Origin of the sequence: Parvularcula sp. IMCC14364 (genome assembly GCF_030758415.1) — a bacterium.
Classification (GTDB): Bacteria; Pseudomonadota; Alphaproteobacteria; order Caulobacterales; family Parvularculaceae; genus Aquisalinus.
Genome location: NZ_CP132334.1, coordinates 487354 through 503662, shown reverse-complemented (window position 1 = coordinate 503662; position 16309 = coordinate 487354). Strand labels below are relative to the sequence as shown.

Annotated in this window: 18 protein-coding genes; 4 read left to right on the top strand and 14 right to left on the bottom strand. The window is 53.8% G+C overall.

What is annotated here, in order from left to right; translation table 11 throughout:
* Window positions 1-62: 62 nt before the first annotated feature.
* The 3 genes from RAL90_RS02455 to RAL90_RS02445 are packed head-to-tail and all read right to left on the bottom strand — an operon-like array spanning window position 63 to window position 2775.
* Complete coding sequence (locus RAL90_RS02455) at window positions 63-752, bottom strand: fumarylacetoacetate hydrolase family protein (protein ID WP_306252948.1); 690 nt, start codon at window positions 750-752, stop codon at window positions 63-65.
* Window positions 749-1462 (bottom strand): fumarylacetoacetate hydrolase family protein, encoded by a 714-nt coding sequence (locus RAL90_RS02450; RefSeq protein WP_306252947.1) that lies wholly within the window; start codon window positions 1460-1462, stop codon window positions 749-751. The genes RAL90_RS02455 and RAL90_RS02450 overlap by 4 nt, the downstream gene beginning before the upstream one ends.
* Window positions 1462-2775: an aspartate aminotransferase family protein gene (locus RAL90_RS02445; protein WP_306252946.1), complete on the bottom strand. Its 1314-nt coding sequence runs from the start codon at window positions 2773-2775 to the stop codon at window positions 1462-1464. The genes RAL90_RS02450 and RAL90_RS02445 overlap by 1 nt, the downstream gene beginning before the upstream one ends.
* 205 nt (window positions 2776-2980) lie before the next feature.
* Between RAL90_RS02445 and RAL90_RS02440 the strand changes: the two genes are divergently transcribed.
* Window positions 2981-3922 carry an isopenicillin N synthase family oxygenase gene (locus tag RAL90_RS02440; protein WP_306252945.1) on the top strand — a complete coding sequence of 314 codons (942 nt, stop codon included), beginning with the start codon at window positions 2981-2983 and terminating at the stop codon, window positions 3920-3922.
* Window positions 3923-3946: 24 nt separating this feature from the next.
* Here the strand turns inward: RAL90_RS02440 and RAL90_RS02435 are convergent, their stop codons facing one another.
* The 4 genes from RAL90_RS02435 to RAL90_RS02420 form a co-directional block, all read right to left on the bottom strand.
* A complete protein-coding gene (locus RAL90_RS02435; protein WP_306252944.1) occupies window positions 3947-4396 on the bottom strand; it encodes a hypothetical protein in 450 nt (149 codons plus the stop codon).
* 58 nt (window positions 4397-4454) lie between these two features.
* On the bottom strand, window positions 4455-4865 hold the full coding sequence (locus RAL90_RS02430; RefSeq protein ID WP_306252943.1) for a hypothetical protein: 411 nt from the start codon (window positions 4863-4865) through the stop codon (window positions 4455-4457).
* 169 nt (window positions 4866-5034) lie between these two features.
* Window positions 5035-5868 carry an IS5 family transposase gene (locus tag RAL90_RS02425; protein WP_306249540.1) on the bottom strand — a complete coding sequence of 278 codons (834 nt, stop codon included), beginning with the start codon at window positions 5866-5868 and terminating at the stop codon, window positions 5035-5037.
* A 350-nt stretch (window positions 5869-6218) separates the two neighbouring features.
* Window positions 6219-6707 carry a helix-turn-helix domain-containing protein gene (locus tag RAL90_RS02420; protein WP_306252942.1) on the bottom strand — a complete coding sequence of 163 codons (489 nt, stop codon included), beginning with the start codon at window positions 6705-6707 and terminating at the stop codon, window positions 6219-6221.
* Between the two features lie 145 nt (window positions 6708-6852).
* On the opposite strand from RAL90_RS02420, the gene RAL90_RS02415 reads away from it, so the two are divergent.
* Window positions 6853-7698, top strand: coding sequence for a MoxR family ATPase (locus RAL90_RS02415; protein ID WP_306252941.1), 846 nt, complete (start codon window positions 6853-6855; stop codon window positions 7696-7698).
* A 121-nt stretch (window positions 7699-7819) separates the two neighbouring features.
* Here the strand turns inward: RAL90_RS02415 and gor are convergent, their stop codons facing one another.
* From gor to glmU, 6 genes are all read right to left on the bottom strand, one after another.
* The gene (gene gor / locus RAL90_RS02410; protein WP_306252940.1) at window positions 7820-9205 is read right to left on the bottom strand and encodes a glutathione-disulfide reductase; all 1386 of its coding nucleotides are present in this window, start codon (window positions 9203-9205) and stop codon (window positions 7820-7822) included.
* 84 nt (window positions 9206-9289) lie between these two features.
* A complete protein-coding gene (locus RAL90_RS02405; protein WP_306252939.1) occupies window positions 9290-9820 on the bottom strand; it encodes a hypothetical protein in 531 nt (176 codons plus the stop codon).
* A gap of 14 nt (window positions 9821-9834) precedes the next feature.
* On the bottom strand, window positions 9835-10539 hold the full coding sequence (gene rpiA / locus RAL90_RS02400; RefSeq protein WP_306252938.1) for a ribose-5-phosphate isomerase RpiA: 705 nt from the start codon (window positions 10537-10539) through the stop codon (window positions 9835-9837).
* A gap of 91 nt (window positions 10540-10630) precedes the next feature.
* On the bottom strand, window positions 10631-11029 hold the full coding sequence (locus RAL90_RS02395) for a DUF805 domain-containing protein (protein WP_306252937.1): 399 nt from the start codon (window positions 11027-11029) through the stop codon (window positions 10631-10633).
* A 51-nt stretch (window positions 11030-11080) separates the two neighbouring features.
* Entirely contained in the window at window positions 11081-12907 is a 1827-nt protein-coding gene (gene glmS, locus RAL90_RS02390) for a glutamine--fructose-6-phosphate transaminase (isomerizing) (protein WP_306252936.1), read from the bottom strand.
* A gap of 21 nt (window positions 12908-12928) precedes the next feature.
* Window positions 12929-14281, bottom strand: a complete 1353-nt coding sequence (glmU, locus tag RAL90_RS02385; RefSeq protein ID WP_306252935.1) for a bifunctional UDP-N-acetylglucosamine diphosphorylase/glucosamine-1-phosphate N-acetyltransferase GlmU — start codon at window positions 14279-14281, stop codon at window positions 12929-12931.
* A gap of 116 nt (window positions 14282-14397) precedes the next feature.
* Between glmU and RAL90_RS02380 the strand changes: the two genes are divergently transcribed.
* Window positions 14398-15081 carry an HAD-IA family hydrolase gene (locus tag RAL90_RS02380; RefSeq protein WP_306252934.1) on the top strand — a complete coding sequence of 228 codons (684 nt, stop codon included), beginning with the start codon at window positions 14398-14400 and terminating at the stop codon, window positions 15079-15081.
* 15 nt (window positions 15082-15096) lie between these two features.
* Here RAL90_RS02380 and RAL90_RS02375 read toward each other — a convergent pair whose 3' ends face one another.
* Window positions 15097-15294, bottom strand: a complete 198-nt coding sequence (locus tag RAL90_RS02375; RefSeq protein WP_306252933.1) for a hypothetical protein — start codon at window positions 15292-15294, stop codon at window positions 15097-15099.
* Between the two features lie 222 nt (window positions 15295-15516).
* Here RAL90_RS02375 and RAL90_RS02370 point away from each other — a divergent pair, with 222 nt between their 5' ends.
* Window positions 15517-16206, top strand: coding sequence for a helix-turn-helix domain-containing protein (locus RAL90_RS02370; RefSeq protein WP_306252932.1), 690 nt, complete (start codon window positions 15517-15519; stop codon window positions 16204-16206).
* The last annotated feature ends 103 nt before the right edge of the window (window positions 16207-16309 follow it).

The window sequence follows — 16309 nt, the reverse complement described above, 5'->3', positions numbered from 1 at the left end:
TTATCCCCAAATTATGCGACACATTCTGAAACACCATGATCGCAAAGCTGCGCCACTGAGCCCTATCGCGCGACCATGTTGAACTCTACCGGCTCAAGGCCATCCACTTCGACGCGGCACATATCCCCTGTGACCAGCGGCCCCACTCCTTCTGGTGTCCCTGTGTAAATCAGGTCACCTGCCTTGAGTGTGAACAGGCCAGACAGGCGGGCAATGATCTCCGGGATGCTCCAGATCATCAGCGACAGGTCAGACTTTTGCCTTGTTTCTCCGTTTACTGAAAGGTTTATAGCACCACTATTCAGCAACGTGTTTTCTTCGTATCGACTGATTGGGCCAATCACAGCACCATCGTCGAGCGCCTTGGCGATATCCCAGGGACCAGACTTTTCTTTTGCAACTGCCTGCAAGTCGCGACGGGTCAGATCACACCCGGCAGCATAACCGAAAATATGACGTGCCGCGTCAGCTTCTGGAATATGTGCACCACCACTTTTCAGGGCAACAACCATCTCGCCCTCATAATGCAGATTATCTGTCGCAAGAGGAAAACGCATCACACCGCCTGTATGAACCGCATCTGCCGGCTTGGTAAAAAAAACCGGCGGCACGTCCTTCGGGTCTCCGCCCATTTCCTTCACGTGATCTGCATAATTTTTACCGACGCAGAAGATGCGGCGCACCGGAAACAAGCCGCCCCCCTTTACCGGCACCGCGATTTGTGCGGGCGGCGCAAAAACAAAGTCACTCATGTTTCACTGATCCAGAATTCTACCGGTGCCAGGTCGTTGATGCCGATACGTACCTTGTCACCCGGCACAAGCTGCCCCACACCGGACGGTGTGCCAGTAAAAATAAGATCCCCTGCCTTGACTTCAAAATAACGGGAAATATCGGAGATGATATTCCACACTGGCTTGATCATGGCCTTCAAGTCTTCTGCCTGGCGCACATCATTGTTTACAGACAACATGAGACGCGCTTCTTCAAGCGCCCAGAATTCTTTCTCCGGCATGACACCGCCAACCACGGCCCCGTTGTCGATTGCCTTTGCCATATCCCAGGGGCCGGATAATTCCTTGGCAACTTCCTGCAGATCACGGCGGGTCAGATCACAGCCGACTGCAAAGCCATAGATCATCTCTTCTGCTGCAGATGGCGAAAGATTGCTGCCGCCATCCTTCATGGCCACAACAAGTTCGCCTTCATAATGGAGGTTGTCTGTGGCCAGCGGCAAGGGAATGTTGCCCCCGAGACAGATAGAGTCAGCCGGTTTCGTAAAAACGACCGGCAAAGAGCTCTTGGTTTCGTCATCAGTTTCCTTGACGTGGTCGCCAATCAACTCTTTCACGTCGGCCAGATAATTCTGCCCGATACAAAATATCCGGCGCACTGGAAACCAGCCCCCCCCAACAACGGGAATCGCCGGTTGGGCGGGCGGCGGAATAACGTAGTCGCGCATCAGCCGATGACCTCTTTTGCAGCAGCTTCGAAAATATCCATCCCCTCATCAATCAGGGCATCAGACGTGATCAGGGGCACATGTGTACGGATGACATTGGCTTTCTTGCCCGCTGTCAGCGTGATAAGGCCTTTGTCGCGAGCTGTTTTCTGGATCGCGCCTGCAACGGCAGTATTCGGTTTGGCTGGGTCGCCATCTTCGACCATTTCCACGGCAGCCATGGCACCGACGCGGCGCACATCACCGAAAATGCCCTTGCCAAATCCGGCCTGCATCTCGCGCCAGCGCGCTTCGACTTTTGCGCCGATTGCTTCTGCCCGCTCTATCAACCCTTCTTCTTCAATCAGATCAAGCACGGCAATGGCGGCAGCACAGGCGACAGGATTGCCGCCATAGGTTGACCCCATGCCGCCATCAGGGATTGAGTCAAACAGGTCAGCTTTGCCGACAATGGCCGAAAGCGGCAACCCGCCAGCGATTGATTTTGCACAGACCAGAAAATCCGGCTCAACGCCTGAATGTTCTGTCGCAAACATTTTGCCCGTACGGGCAAAGCCCGTCTGAACCTCGTCTGCAATAAACATGATACCATGTTCCGTACACTTATCACGCAGGCCTTTCAGGAATTCCGGGGGCGCCGCGACAAAGCCCCCCTCACCCTGTACGGGCTCAATAATGATGCCCGCGACATCCTGCGGGCGAATAGAGGTTTCAAAAATGTGGTCAAGGCAGTTCAGCGCCCCTTGTGCAGACAACCCCTTGTAATCATTCGGATACGGTGCATGAAACACATAGCCCGGCAACGGATCAAACCCTGTCTTGTACGGCACCGCCTTGCCGGTCAATGCTGTGGCAAGCAGGGTACGGCCATGAAATGAGCCTTCAAAAGAGATGAGGCCAGGGCGGCCCGTCACACGCCGGGCAAACTTGCAGACATGTTCAGTTGCTTCAGAACCGGTATTCATGAACATGGTCTTGTAAGCAGCACCGCCACCAAGTTTCCCCACCAGTGCATTCAGACGCTCTGCCAGCTGAATATAAGGTTCATATTGCGCAACACCGAAACAGGTGTGAACCACCTTGTCGAGCTGGTCCTTGATCGCGGCCTGCACTTTTGGATGACGGTGCCCGACATTCAGAACACCAATGCCCGCGATGAAATCGATATAGCGCTTGCCTTCGATGTCCCACAACTCGGCACCCTCTGCCTTTTCGGCATAGACACCCGACTTTGATGGCAGGCCTTTTGGACAAGCCTCCATCCGCCGCGCAACCATCAACTCATTGGTGGGAAATTCGTTCGTCGCCGTCATGCCTTATCAACCTTCTTTTTTGTGTTTCCGGGCAGGTTCAACCCGCCCTTATCCCTTGTCAAACAGGGATGCACCCTGCCGTCAAAAAGAACAAGGGGGGTGCCGTGACAACACGCCGCTGGCAGTCTGGAAAGTTATTCAGAGCAAATTGCCCTTTCTGTCATTTTGCGGCAGACAGAGGCCAAGCTGATCAATGGACCCTGCCATGACCCGATACACAACCGTGCCCGAACTCAGCCTTGCCAGCTACACGCATGGCGATGCAGCCGCGCGGGCAGCCTTCGCCGACGCCTTATATGAGGGCTTTCGGTATTTCGGCTTCATTATCCTGCGGGACCACGGGATCAGTGAAGATCTGTTGAACAGGGCCTATCGGGCGAGCGAAAACTTTTTTGCTCTGCCTGAAGCAGAGAAGATGAAATGTGATTCCGGCGTCGGCGGGCAGCGCGGCTATACAGCTTTTGGCCGGGAACATGCCAAGGGCTCTTCAGCCTCTGACCTCAAGGAATTCTGGCATGTGGGGCGGGAATTTTCCGCAGGCGATGCGCTTGCCGATATCTATCCACCGAATATGTGGCCGACGCAGCCGACGGACTTCCGGCAGGCATTTCTTGCACTTTACGATGCGCTTGAAGAAACAGGGCACGTGATGCTGGAAGCGCTTGCGCCCTCCCTCGGGCTGGATGCGGATTATTTCCGCAAACTGGCCGTGAACGGCAATTCCATTTTGCGACTGCTGCACTATCCACCAGTGCCGGATGGCGCTGAACCTGGCGCAATGCGCGCTGCCGCACATGAAGATATCAACCTTATTACCCTGTTGGTCGCCGCATCCTCTGCTGGTCTGGAATTACTGGACCGAGATGGCAACTGGCTGCCGGTCGAGGGCAGTCGCAATGCGATTATTGTTGATGCTGGCGACATGCTGGCACGGATTACCAACAATCATATCCCCGCCACGACGCACCGCGTGGTCAACCCCGAGGGGCCGAATATCTCGCGCTATTCAATGCCGTTTTTTATGCATCCGCGCGCCGATGCCGTCTTGTCCTGTATCGAGAACTGTCGTGACGGCACCGAAGCGCCCGACATTGTGGCCGATGATTTTCTGCAGCAGCGGCTAAGGGAAATTGGACTGACCGGCTAGATCTGACTGGCTAGGAGTGGCTGGCTAACTACGGGACTTATGGGCCGCCCTAACGAAAAAACGGTCATATATCCTGAGCAGGCAGATGAACCCGATGATGAGGATCTCAAGGCCAAAAAGGATATTGATCGCAATCACGTAATAGGCCCAACCGAAAAACCAGGCTGTTACGTGTGATATGAGAATGAAAAACTCCAGACCGATGATAGCAATAGGCCACATCGGCTCTCTTTCTTCATCTTCCCGTCGATAATGGAGCTGAAGAAAAACATACATCACAACAATATTGACGATGACCCAGACCAGAAGCGTCGGGACAAAAGCAACCAGATTGACGGAAACAATGGAAACGAACCAGCCTGCCAGCAGGGTGAGGACACCAACATGAAGACGGCTGTCCCTGGTCAGTGAAGCGAGGGCAAAAACCGTCAGCAACATGGCCAGAAATGTGTATTCTTCCCAGGAGTCCAGCATAATGCGCCTCTTCAACCTGATTGTTGACTGAAGAGGCGATTTGTCAACTTATATCGACTTAATTCAGACCAAGCGCCCGACCGAGAATCTCAATGGCTCTCAACGGCGGTTCATCTTCAGTTTCTGCGCCGCGAACATTTTCTGGGAGAATTTCCCACAATCTCGCGTGGTTTTCAGCCAGCACCACATAAAATGTCTCGCCTGCCTGATGGATGGCGTCCTTGCTGCCGGTTGCAACCGTGTCGCGCAGATTGTCCAACGCGACAGCCACATTCTCATATGCAGACGCAGTGGCCCCTTGCGTGGCGGTCATCTCGCCAAACGTCTCACCAGCTTCTGACATCTCGGCCCAGGCCGTTTGCCATTTGGTCACAACGGCAACCGCGCCGGCCCCAGCCAGGCCAGTCACACCAAGATACACTTTACGCTCAAAGTCATGCAGACGCTTGATCAGATTTTTTTCGTCCATTGGAATTCTCCTCAAAATTGAACGGCGCAGATCACACATCATCTGCACCGCTATTCAACTATGAGAGAATAAATAAAGTCTTTATAAATCAGTAACTTAGGATTAACACTTAAGTAATACAGGTTACCAAAGCCTTACTGTCAGGCTTAGAGTCTGAATCAAAAGTCTTTCATATGAAACATGCTCTTGCCAGTCGTCTTGTTGCGATACGGATGTGAGCCATGAATAGCCATGCGATAGCTGAGGTCCAGCATCGTTCCCAATCCTTGGCGAGACGGCGTGATCGCCCTAACCATGCGAATGTGCGTTCTACGACCCATCGCCGGGGCAGGACTTTAAAGCCTTTCATTTTATCGGATCGCTTGATGATTTCCATCCGGAATGGACCGACTTTTTTAAGTTTGCGCTTTAGCTTATCTCCCGCATAGCCACCATCGGCAAAGATATGGCGAAGCCATGGAAATTTGTCTCGCGCTTCCATCAACACCGCTGGTGCGCCGTCGCGATCCTGTACATCCGCGGCATGCACAAGTGCTGTCACCAGAAAGCCTTCCGTATCCGTCAGAATATGCCGCTTGCGGCCTTTTATATTTTTGCCCGCGTCAAAGCCAGTAATACCGCCACTTTCTGTGGTTTTAACCGACTGGCTATCGATCACACCTGCGCTGGGGTGTGGGCTTCTGCCGTGTGCTTCGCGGCATTCAAACAGCAGGCGGTGATTGATCTTTTCCAGCAATCTGTCATCACGCCACCAATAAAAATATTTCTGAACCGTCGAAAAAGGCGGGAAATCCCTTGGTAACATGCGCCATTGGCAGCCAGTAGACGCGATATACAACAAGGCGTTCATGATCTCCCGCATCGGCCACTTGCGAGGACGCCCCATCCGATTTGGAAGAGGTATTTCAGGTTCAATCAAAGCCCATTCGTCGTCCGTCAGATCACTTGCATAGCGCAGGAAACTGCGGTCATAATATGTGCGGGTGGTTTCATTCCAACTCATCTGATCCTCCGTGTCTTAAGCAAACAAAGAGAATCATAAGTCGTTGAAATCACCCAGATACTTTTGGATCAGGCTCTTAACCGTCCCCGGAATGCACTATTTGCACGCGCACTTTTCCCTTGCCCTGACCACCTGACAACTTGTATTACTTTAAACTTATTTATGGCATATTATGCCACTTCCGAATTTACAGGTTATCTATTCAGGTAATTTGCGGGCCAGACAGGATTTGGGCGTGAAAAACAAGAATGACAACGTTTCCTATCTGCCTAAGTGGCTGACCTCCGGTCGGGATATCAAACCTGAGCAGAGCATCATTTATCGCGCCCTGAAAGAATATCTGAACAGGGTCAATCAGGATTATGCGGAGGCAGAGAGTCAGTCTCTAGCGACGAAAACAGCGCCCGCAGAGCCGCAGGACGATCCTCTCGACAAGACCTGAGGAAGCCAAGCAGTTCGATCATCTTCTCTCCCTGTACGTGCCAGTAATCCTCCGGCAGGTCATCTGCAAACAATCGTTCAAGCGCTTCCTGATCCTTCAGCCTTGATACTGCATCAGGGATGTAAAGTTGCAGCAGCGTTGCCATCGTATCGGCTGTTACGCCGTCAAAAGAGGGCTTGTTGTCGAACTGCACAGCCGGGTGAATAAAGAGCTTGTACGGCTCAATACCCAGTGCTTTTGACAGGCGCGCAATGTCCTCGGGGCTGTAATCAGACGTACTTTTTTCCAGTGCTGTAACATTCTTGGCGTCCAGACCAGCCCGACGGCCCAGCTCTTCAACTGTCAGGTCTTTATGTGCCCGCCAGGCACCCAGAAAAATGACTGCGTATTCTTTCATAGCACCAAAATCCTCGCCGCGTTTTGCAGCAGCAGTAAAGGCCTTCCGGGCACCAGACCTGTCATGATCAAAACTGCGCTCGCAGCTTGCCCTCCTCCGGCACGCTGCTATCTTCCGCGTTCAGTCTTCAGGGAAAGCACAGTACATGAAATTTGACGGCACAAAAGATTATATTGCAACAGATGACCTTAAAGTTGCGGTGAATGCTGCTGTTACTCTGGAGCGCCCCCTGCTCATCAAGGGAGAGCCAGGCACGGGCAAAACCGTTCTGGCCCACGAGATGGCGCAGGCGCTCGGCGCTAACCTGCTGGAATGGCATATCAAATCCACAACCAAGGCCCAGCAGGGCCTCTATGAATATGACGCCGTCGCGCGCCTGCGGGACAGTCAGCTGGGTGAAGCGCGGGCGACAGACGTGGCCAACTACATCAAACGCGGCAAATTATGGGACGCCTTCACGGCCGAAGAACGCCCTATCCTGTTGATTGACGAGATCGACAAGGCCGATATCGAGTTTCCGAACGACCTGTTGCAGGAACTCGATCGTATGGAATTCTTCGTTTACGAGACGGGGGAAACGATCAAGGCTCGGCAACGCCCGATCGTGGTGATTACTTCAAATAATGAAAAAGAACTGCCGGACGCGTTTCTGCGGCGCTGTTTCTTTCATTACATCAAGTTTCCCGACAACGAGACGATGGAACAGATTGTTGATGTCCATTTCCCCGGCATCAAGAAACGGCTGGTCGCGGAAGCCCTCAAGATTTTCTATCAGTTGCGCGAAACGCCTGGCCTCAAGAAAAAGCCCTCAACATCCGAATTGCTGGACTGGCTGAAACTCCTGATGGCAGAGGATGTGGACGATTCTGTATTGCGTGAGCGTGATCCGCGCAAGGCGATTCCACCGCTACACGGCGCCCTGCTCAAAAACGAGCAGGATGTGCACCTGTTTGAGCGACTGGCATTTCTGGCACGACGCGACGGACAGTAACCGCACCCGGCGACTTCTAGATATCTGAAACTGTTCTCTGCACACTGATCCCTGTTTTATCTCAGTGTGCAGAGGGAAAAAGCTCTGTCCGTTCCCGACTACCGTTTAAGCAACAACGCAGTCAGTCGTGCTTTTTGCCAACCATGGACTCATTGCTCGGGACTTTCAGGGTCACGATTTCTTCTGCAGCGGAAGGGTGAAGGGCGCAGGTCGCATCGAATTCTGCTTTCTTCACCCCATGCTTTATCGCGATCGCCAGACATTGAATCATCTCCGGCGACTCAAAGCCGATAATGTGGCAACCAAGAACAGTATCGGTCGCCTTATCGACAACCAGCTTCATCAGCATACGCTCAGGGTTTCCGGACAGGGAGTTTTTCATGGGCATGAAATCAGAGCGGTAGATGTGGACGTTATGCCCGGCGTCGCGCGCTTCACGCTCTGTCATACCAACGGTGCCGATAGGTGGTTGGCTGAATACGGCCTTGGGAATGAAATCGTAGTCCATGACCGTCGGCTTGGCGTTAAAATGGCTCTCCGCAAAGGCAATCCCTTCGCGGATCGCAACCGGTGTCAGATTGACGCGGTCTGTCACGTCCCCGATAGCATAGATATTCTCAACGCTGGTTTTGTGATGATCATCAGTGATAATCGCGCCATTATGCCCGGTTGCAACGCCAGCTTTTTCAAGACCAAGACCAACCGTTTTGGGACGACGCCCCACGGCCCACATCACCTGGTCCGCGACCAGCTTGTTACCATTTGTCAGAGAGACATGCTTCTTGCCATCAACTTTCTCAATCTTTGTAAAGATGGTTGAAAGCTCCAGCTTGATTCCCTTGTGCTCCAGTTCCTTGTGTAACTGTTCAGAAATATCGTGATCAAAGTTTTTGAGCAGGGTCGGGCCGCGATAGACCAGTGTTGTATCCACCCCAAGACCGGCAAAAATGCAGGCAAACTCGACAGCAATATAGCCACCACCGGCAACCACGATGCTACCCGGCAGTTCTTCCAGATGAAATGCCTCATTCGAAGTTATGCCAAGCTCATGCCCCTCAATGCTTTCATCTGTCCAGGGTGTGCCACCGGCCGAAATGAGAATTTTCTCTGCTGTTACATCACGCCCTTCACCAACAAGGTGAACGGTATGCTGATCTTTCAGAATCGCCCGTGAATGAAACAGCTCGACCCCAGCCTTCTCCAGATTGGTGATATAGATCCCGTTCAGCCTGTCGATATTTTTGTCCTTGTTCTCGACAAGGGTTTTCCAGTCAAAGCTGACATCGCCAACCGACCAGCCATAAGGCCCGGAGTCTTCAAAAGCATGGGAAAATTCACTGGCATAAACGAAGAATTTCTTCGGCACACAGCCACGAATGACACATGTGCCGCCTACCCGACTTTCTTCCGCAATGCCAACTTTTGCACCATATTGTGAGGCCAGACGAGAAGCCCGCACACCGCCAGACCCCGCACCGATTGTAAACAGATCATAATCATAAGACATGCGGGCCTTATGACCGAAAACAGGCGGGGCGCAAACACATGATTTGCCGCTCACGCAAAGCTGATCCGATGTGATACGGGATGGCTATTTTGCGGTCGCTTCTTCCGGCGCAACGAAAAAGCCAATGCCTCGCTCATACCGGCTGTCGTTGAATTCCGCGAGCTGAGTCTTGAACACCTGCATCAGTTCCTTGTGGATGGCCTCATAGACAGGATCGAGCTTGCCTTCATAGTCGAGCGCAATATGTACCACCGGCTGATTGGCCACAAATACATCAAAGGTATCGCCTGTGACCTCTACCCGGATTGCAGTGCGCAACCACAAAGCGCCCGAATCCTCGACATTCTGTACGGCAACACAAATACCAAAAATTATCGGCTCCAGCCGGATTACAGGCTGATTATGATAACTGAACGCGGCTTCGCCATAATCTCGACGCGGATCAAACTGGCCACCGGGCGGCACGGTTGTCACCTGCTCCGGCGGGCATCCCAGCCAAGCGGGAAAACCGGACACCACGGCCTTGCCAAACCCTTTACACCGCACAAGATTTTCCATGGCGGCTTCACCATAATCACTGATTGCTTGCTTCAATTCCTCATATCTTGTCGCCATGGCCGACCGTTCCCTCAATCCATTATATCTACGCCATCATCCGTACCGAATATGACAATATCAGCCATGTCAATGAACAACCCCGTTTCGATTACGCCTGGTATCGCCTGCAGGGCCTCATCCAGTTGCCGCGCATCAGGAATACGTGCACAGCTTATATCAACGATATAATTACCGCCATCGCTGCGGAAAACACCGCCACCCGCTTCCCTCGGGCCGGGACGCAAGGTCAGGCCCACCCCGGCAAGGCCAGCTTCTTCCAGTACAGCCCTAATCTTCTGAATTGTGAGGGGCCAGGAGAAACGATCAATCTCCACCGGCAAAGGGAACCTGCCCAGTTGAGAAACTTTCTTGCTGCCGTCAGCAATGACGATCATTTGTGTCCCGGCCGACGCGATGATCTTTTCGCGCAGCAGCGCACCGCCGCCGCCCTTGATAAGATCTTTACGGGGATCAACTTCATCTGCTCCATCTATCACAAGGTCAATCCGGGTGGTTTCAGCCGGGGCAACAAGCTCTATGCCCTCTTTTGTCGCCAGCTCCCGTGTCTCTTCTGAGGTGGGGATCGCCTGAACCGTCAACCCGGCTCTGACCTTTTCGCCAAGCGCCCGGACAAGATGCGCTGCGGTGGACCCTGTGCCCAACCCCAACAGCATCCCGTCTTTTACATAGTCCACAGCAGCAATGGCCGCCCGCTTCTTCTGGTCATCAAGTGACATAATCCGTTCCATTCGTGTCAATGCAGGCAAAATAAAAGCGCCGGCCTCGCAAGGCCAGCGCTGAATGCAGACGCACTGCGCATCTTAAAAGCTAAAGATCAGGTTTTTCCGGGTCAGCTGACGGATTTGTCAGTGTGGCACCAATAGGTACCGCCCCATATTTGTTTGGCCCCTCACCCGGCTTTGCATAAGACATGATAATCAGGATAATCCAGCCGATCAGTGGAATCAGATTCAACAAAACCCACCAGCCACTGTGGCCGGTATCGTGCAGTCTTCTGACAGCAACCGCGATGGACGGGATCAATGTTCCAAGGGCAAAAATGTTGGTAAGAATGCCAGTCAATCCAAGCATACCTTCCAGCATATAGAGCACCACATAGGCGGCGAAATAGAAAAGAATGAACCACCAGTATTCACCCCTGCCGGAACGATCCTGAAAGTTCACATAATTTGAATAAACTGATTTGACGGCCTGCATGAAATCCATATCGGTCCCCTTCCTCGATATTTGACCAATCAGCCTATCAGTGTTCGGTGATTATTCAACTGTCACTGACTTTGCGAGATTACGCGGCTGATCAACATCTGTGCCTTTTGCCACGGCGGTATAATATGCCAGCAACTGCACCGGCACTGCATAGACGATAGGCGTCAGCAATGGTTCCATGACAGGCGCCTGCACCTGACCCCAAAGTGTGCCGCCACGCACGGCTTCAGCGATCCCATCGCTTGACGAAATCAGCAGACACTTGCCGCCACGGGCCATTACTTCCTGCATGTTGGAGATGGTCTTTTCAAACAGCGCGTCTTTTGGTGCCACGACAATGACCGGCACATTTTCATCAATCAGGGCAATGGGACCGTGTTTCAGCTCCCCTGCGGCATACCCTTCGGCATGGATATAGGAGATTTCCTTCAGCTTCAGGGCACCTTCCATCGCCAGCGGGAAACTGACACCGCGGCCGAGATACAGGACATCGCGTGCCCGCGAGAGGTCATTACACAGTTGCTCCACCTCGCCCGCGCGGGCCAGCGCCTCGGAAATATGGCGCGGCGTTTCCAGCAAGGCGTCCACCAGAGCGCCTTCCCTCGCTGCATCCAGAACACCGCGCTGTCGCCCGGCGCCGATGGCAATCGCCGCCAGCGCCGCCAGCTGACAGGTGAACGCCTTCGTGGAGGCAACGCCGATCTCAGGGCCTGCATGGGTCGGCAGACAAATATCCGCCTCACGCGCGATAGTGGACTCAGGCACGTTTACGAGTGCTGCAATGGTCTGGCCGGCACCTTTCGCATCACGCAAAGCCGCCAGCGTATCTGCTGTTTCACCAGACTGGGAGATATAGAGCGCCATGCCTTTTTCAGGATACGGCACATGCCGGTAGCGCAACTCTGAGGCAATATCTATTTCAACAGAAAGGTTCGCCCACTGTTCAAACCAGTATTTTGCAATCAGGCCAGAGTAATAGGCCGTACCGCAGGCAGATATGGTCAGCCTTGATACGGCAGAAAAGTCCAACCCTTCAGGCATACGAATTTCCCGGCGCACCGGATCGACATAGGCGGACAGGGTATGGCCAACGACTTCCGGCTGCTCATGGATTTCCTTGGCCATGAAATGTCGGTGCCCGCCCTTGTCCACCATGGCGGCAGCAGCATCGGAAATCTGTTCCGTGCGCTGAACCGGTGTGCCTTGTGCGTCCGTCAGTTCAAAACCATCCTGCCACATAACGCCACGATCCCCGTCCTGAAGGTAGGTGACAAGGTTGGTGAAGGGTGCCAGTGCGTAAGCATCAGAGCCCAGAAACATCTCTCCGTCACCGCGCCCAACTGCCAGTGGGCTGCCCATCCGGGCAATATAGACCTTGCCCGGATGATCACGAATCAGCACCGCAATCGCAAAGGCGCCTTCGAGACGGTTGACCGCCTCAACGAAGGCTTCTTCGGGCGGGCGTCCTTTGGCAAGATAATGACTGACAAGATGCGCGATTGTCTCAGTGTCTGTCTCGGTTTCAAAAACCTGTCCCACCTTGGTCAATTCATCACGCAAGTCTGCGAAATTCTCAATGATGCCATTATGGACGACAGCGACCTCTGGCGTCGCGTGGGGATGAGCATTGGTCACCGTGGGTGCACCATGTGTTGCCCAGCGGGTATGACCTATCCCGACGAGCCCGCCCAGAGGTTGGCCCGCCAGCACATCCCGCAGGGCAGAAAGTTTGCCTACGGCACGACGGCGCTCGATGCGACCATCCAGAAATGTGGCGATACCGGCCGAATCATACCCGCGATATTCTAGGCGCGTGAGCCCTTCAAGAATTGAGCCCGCAACTTCCGACTTGCCGATAACACCGATGATCCCACACATAAGGCCTGTTTCCTTAACTCTCTAATTCTCTTTAGACGTCATTTTCTGGCGAAAACTGAGAGCCCAGCCAGCTTTCTGCATCTGCCGCCCGCGCGCGACAGCCAGTGCATCTATCTCAACATCTTTCGTCACGACAGAACCGGAGCCGACATAAGCGCCCGCGCCAATCGTCACGGGCGCAACCAGCGAAGAATTGGAGCCGACAAAAGCTCCTTCTCCAATGACAGTTTGATACTTGCGGAACCCGTCATAATTGCAGGTGATCGTTCCGGCACCGATATTCGCGTGGGCGCCTATTTGCGCATCGCCAATATAACTCAGATGGCTGACTTTTGCGCCTTCATCAAGGATCGCTTTTTTCGTCTCGACAAAATTGCCGATCTTGGCCTTCTCCCCCACCACAGTGCCAGGGCGCAGGCGCGCGAATGGACCAATGGCAGCCTGCGCTTTGACGGTGACACCTTCCAGATGAGAAAATGCCTTTATTTCTGCGCCGCTCTCAACCCTTACGCCCGGACCAAAGACGACATTCTGGCCGACCCGAACGTCCTGCGCCAGCATCGTATCATGTGAGAAATATACTGTCTGCGGATCATATAGTGTCACGCCAGCAAGCATGGCCTCTTCACGGCGGCGGCTCTGGAATACAGCCTCAGCTTCGGACAACCCGAGGCGCGAATCGACGCCCATCACCTCTGCTTCATCACATTCGACGACACGCGCACCCTCACCTGCCCGGCGGGCAAGCTCCACAATGTCCGTCAGATAATATTCCCCTTTGGCATTATCATTGGTGATCTTCGACAAATGACTGGCCAGCACCCCGGCCCGCATGGCCATGACACCGGAATTGCACAAGGTGACGGAAAGCTCCTCCGGGCTCGCATCACGCGCCTCGACAATGCGCTCCAGCGCATTCCCATCAGTGGTGATGAGGCGGCCGTAAAGTTTCGGGTCTTCCGGCCGGAACCCGAGCACGACAACACCGGCCCCGTCTTCAACAAGTCGCGCCATCTCCTGCAAGGTTTCAGGCCGGATCAGGGGCGTATCTGCATACAGAACAAACACAACCCCCTCAAAACCATCAAGCCCCGGCATGGCGCACGTAACGGCATCGCCGGTGCCACGTGGCGGGGCCTGCACAAAAACTTCCGCTTCCGGCGCAAAGCCGCGTGCTGACTCACCCACTTCAGGGGCATGGTCACCGATCACAACACACAGGCGCTCTGCAGACAGGGCGCCTGCCACGCGCACGACATGGCCCAACATGGGCAGTCCGCCCACAAGGTGCAGCACCTTGGGCAGGGTCGACTTCATGCGCGTCCCGTGTCCCGCTGCCAGAATAACAATAGCTGTTTTGACTGTCTTACTCATCACGCGTCCACGCTTCTGCCCTTAAACGGCTTTCGGGCGGCTCTTAAATGAAGATTCGTTTCTTTTTCTTTCCGCCATGGCACCGTAAGTAGCCTGCACAGAAGAAGGACCCCACTATGCCGGACATTGCTGCCCCACGCAACACAGTCATTATTTTCGATCTTGATGGCACACTTGTCGACAGCGCCCCGGATCTGTCAGGTGCCATGAATCACGTGCTGGAAGCTGAAGGGCATGATGCCATTCCGGCTCAGGACGTGCGCCACCTTGTCGGTCACGGGGCAAAAGCCTTGCTGGAAGCAGGCCTCGCACGCCACGGCATCACGGCCTCGGAAGAAGAAATGGCCGCCCTGATCGAGCGTTTTATCGCCCACTACAAGGTGCACCTGACAGACAGCACCGTGCCTTTTCGGCATGTCGGCAAAACGCTTGAACATCTGGCCGAGGGCGGGTTCCCCCTGGCTGTATGCACAAACAAGCGCGAAGAACTGGCGCTGCCGCTGCTGGAAGACCTGAAGCTGACCAGTTTTTTTGACTGTATAATCTGCCGCGACAGTCTGCCGTCTTACAAACCTGACCCGCTGCCCCTTTTAACCTGCGCAGAGCGCACTGGCGCGTCGCGCGGGGTCATGGTCGGCGACACCATGACGGACCTGACTGCCGCGATTGCTGCAGACATGCCCTGCCTGATAGCCAGTTTCGGCTACGGGACATTTACTGAAACGGAGATAAAAAAAGCCCGGCAATTCGACGATTTTGACGAAATACCGGGCATCATATCGGAAATATTCTCAGACTGATTTCAGACTGTTTGTTCAGGCAGCTTCCATGCCGACGCGCTGTGGCATGCCATTTATCATGTCGCTGCGAAGATCTGTCCTGGCGGACCGCATAGTGGAAACGAAGCCTTCATTTACAAGCTCAATATCCACATCAAATCCTTTTTTCTTCCAGAATTCGACAATTGTGTTTCTCAGACGCGTGGCACCATCTTTGTTACAATAATCGGACATCTTATCCTCCTGTTTCTGGTTCAAGCCCCTTATTGTTGTTGGCGATATGCAATCAAATTTGCCCTCACCTGTCCAGTGAAAACTATATTTCCTGACAAAAATATAGGCAAAAATTTGTGATATTATATCAAAATTGTATCAAATGAGAGATTTTATACAGTTTATAGGCTTCTCCGATATTGATTCGACTGCAAATATAAGCAAAACTGATACGATCGAATCATGTCTGAGCAAACTTTAATTTCCCGGCCCGCCCTGTCTGATGGCCCTGAAACCGAGAACGCCATCGGCGCGCGAATCCGCCAGTCTCGTAAGGTAAAGGGCTTGAATCAGGCGGATCTGGCGACCCGCCTAGGTGTCAGTCAGCCGACGGTGGCCAACTGGGAATCAGGCGTGCATGACCCGCGTCAGTTGATGCTGGCCAAGATTGCCGAGGCGCTGGATGTGCAACTGGGGTGGCTTGCCAGCGGCGAGCGCTCCACCGCCGAGCGCGACAAGCACCCGACGGCCGCCTATATCCGCCGCGGCCTGTTTCATGTCCCGGTGATTCGTCTGGAAGATACGGTGCTGATGATCGACCGTAATGGTGCCGACCTGCACGCGCTGGCCACGGACTACATCCCGGTCACATCCGGCAGCAATAGTCTTTTTGGCTTCTTCGTGAATGATGAGGCCATGAATCTGGCCTTCCCCGGCAACACACTGGCCGTCGTGGATTACAATCACCGGGTGCCGGTGAGCGGCGATGTCGTGCTGTTGCAACTGCCGGACGGACAGCCATTGCTGCGGCGCTGGCGCCGTGATCCATCCCGCCTTGAGCCATGGTCCAGCGATCCGGCCCATGAAACACTGTATATTGATGATCTTACTGGCATCATAGGCACAGTCACCGTCTCAATCCGTTTTCACTGAAGTCCGAACACACACAACACCCCAATCACAAACCACCTGCGGGCAGGAGCATTGTGTGCATCTGGACTTGTGGTGCCGATCGCCCCTACAACCACGCACATGC

Coding starts and splice junctions, on each gene's coding strand:
- RAL90_RS02455 (WP_306252948.1), bottom strand. CDS start 752: ATGAGTGACTTTGTTTTTGCGCCGCCCGCACAAATCGCGGTGCCGGTA.
- RAL90_RS02450 (WP_306252947.1), bottom strand. CDS start 1,462: ATGCGCGACTACGTTATTCCGCCGCCCGCCCAACCGGCGATTCCCGTT.
- RAL90_RS02445 (WP_306252946.1), bottom strand. CDS start 2,775: ATGACGGCGACGAACGAATTTCCCACCAATGAGTTGATGGTTGCGCGG.
- RAL90_RS02440 (WP_306252945.1), top strand. CDS start 2,981: ATGACCCGATACACAACCGTGCCCGAACTCAGCCTTGCCAGCTACACG.
- RAL90_RS02435 (WP_306252944.1), bottom strand. CDS start 4,396: ATGCTGGACTCCTGGGAAGAATACACATTTCTGGCCATGTTGCTGACG.
- RAL90_RS02430 (WP_306252943.1), bottom strand. CDS start 4,865: ATGGACGAAAAAAATCTGATCAAGCGTCTGCATGACTTTGAGCGTAAA.
- RAL90_RS02425 (WP_306249540.1), bottom strand. CDS start 5,868: ATGAGTTGGAATGAAACCACCCGCACATATTATGACCGCAGTTTCCTG.
- RAL90_RS02420 (WP_306252942.1), bottom strand. CDS start 6,707: ATGAAAGAATACGCAGTCATTTTTCTGGGTGCCTGGCGGGCACATAAA.
- RAL90_RS02415 (WP_306252941.1), top strand. CDS start 6,853: ATGAAATTTGACGGCACAAAAGATTATATTGCAACAGATGACCTTAAA.
- gor (WP_306252940.1), bottom strand. CDS start 9,205: ATGTCTTATGATTATGATCTGTTTACAATCGGTGCGGGGTCTGGCGGT.
- RAL90_RS02405 (WP_306252939.1), bottom strand. CDS start 9,820: ATGGCGACAAGATATGAGGAATTGAAGCAAGCAATCAGTGATTATGGT.
- rpiA (WP_306252938.1), bottom strand. CDS start 10,539: ATGTCACTTGATGACCAGAAGAAGCGGGCGGCCATTGCTGCTGTGGAC.
- RAL90_RS02395 (WP_306252937.1), bottom strand. CDS start 11,029: ATGGATTTCATGCAGGCCGTCAAATCAGTTTATTCAAATTATGTGAAC.
- glmS (WP_306252936.1), bottom strand. CDS start 12,907: ATGTGTGGGATCATCGGTGTTATCGGCAAGTCGGAAGTTGCGGGCTCA.
- glmU (WP_306252935.1), bottom strand. CDS start 14,281: ATGAGTAAGACAGTCAAAACAGCTATTGTTATTCTGGCAGCGGGACAC.
- RAL90_RS02380 (WP_306252934.1), top strand. CDS start 14,398: ATGCCGGACATTGCTGCCCCACGCAACACAGTCATTATTTTCGATCTT.
- RAL90_RS02375 (WP_306252933.1), bottom strand. CDS start 15,294: ATGTCCGATTATTGTAACAAAGATGGTGCCACGCGTCTGAGAAACACA.
- RAL90_RS02370 (WP_306252932.1), top strand. CDS start 15,517: ATGTCTGAGCAAACTTTAATTTCCCGGCCCGCCCTGTCTGATGGCCCT.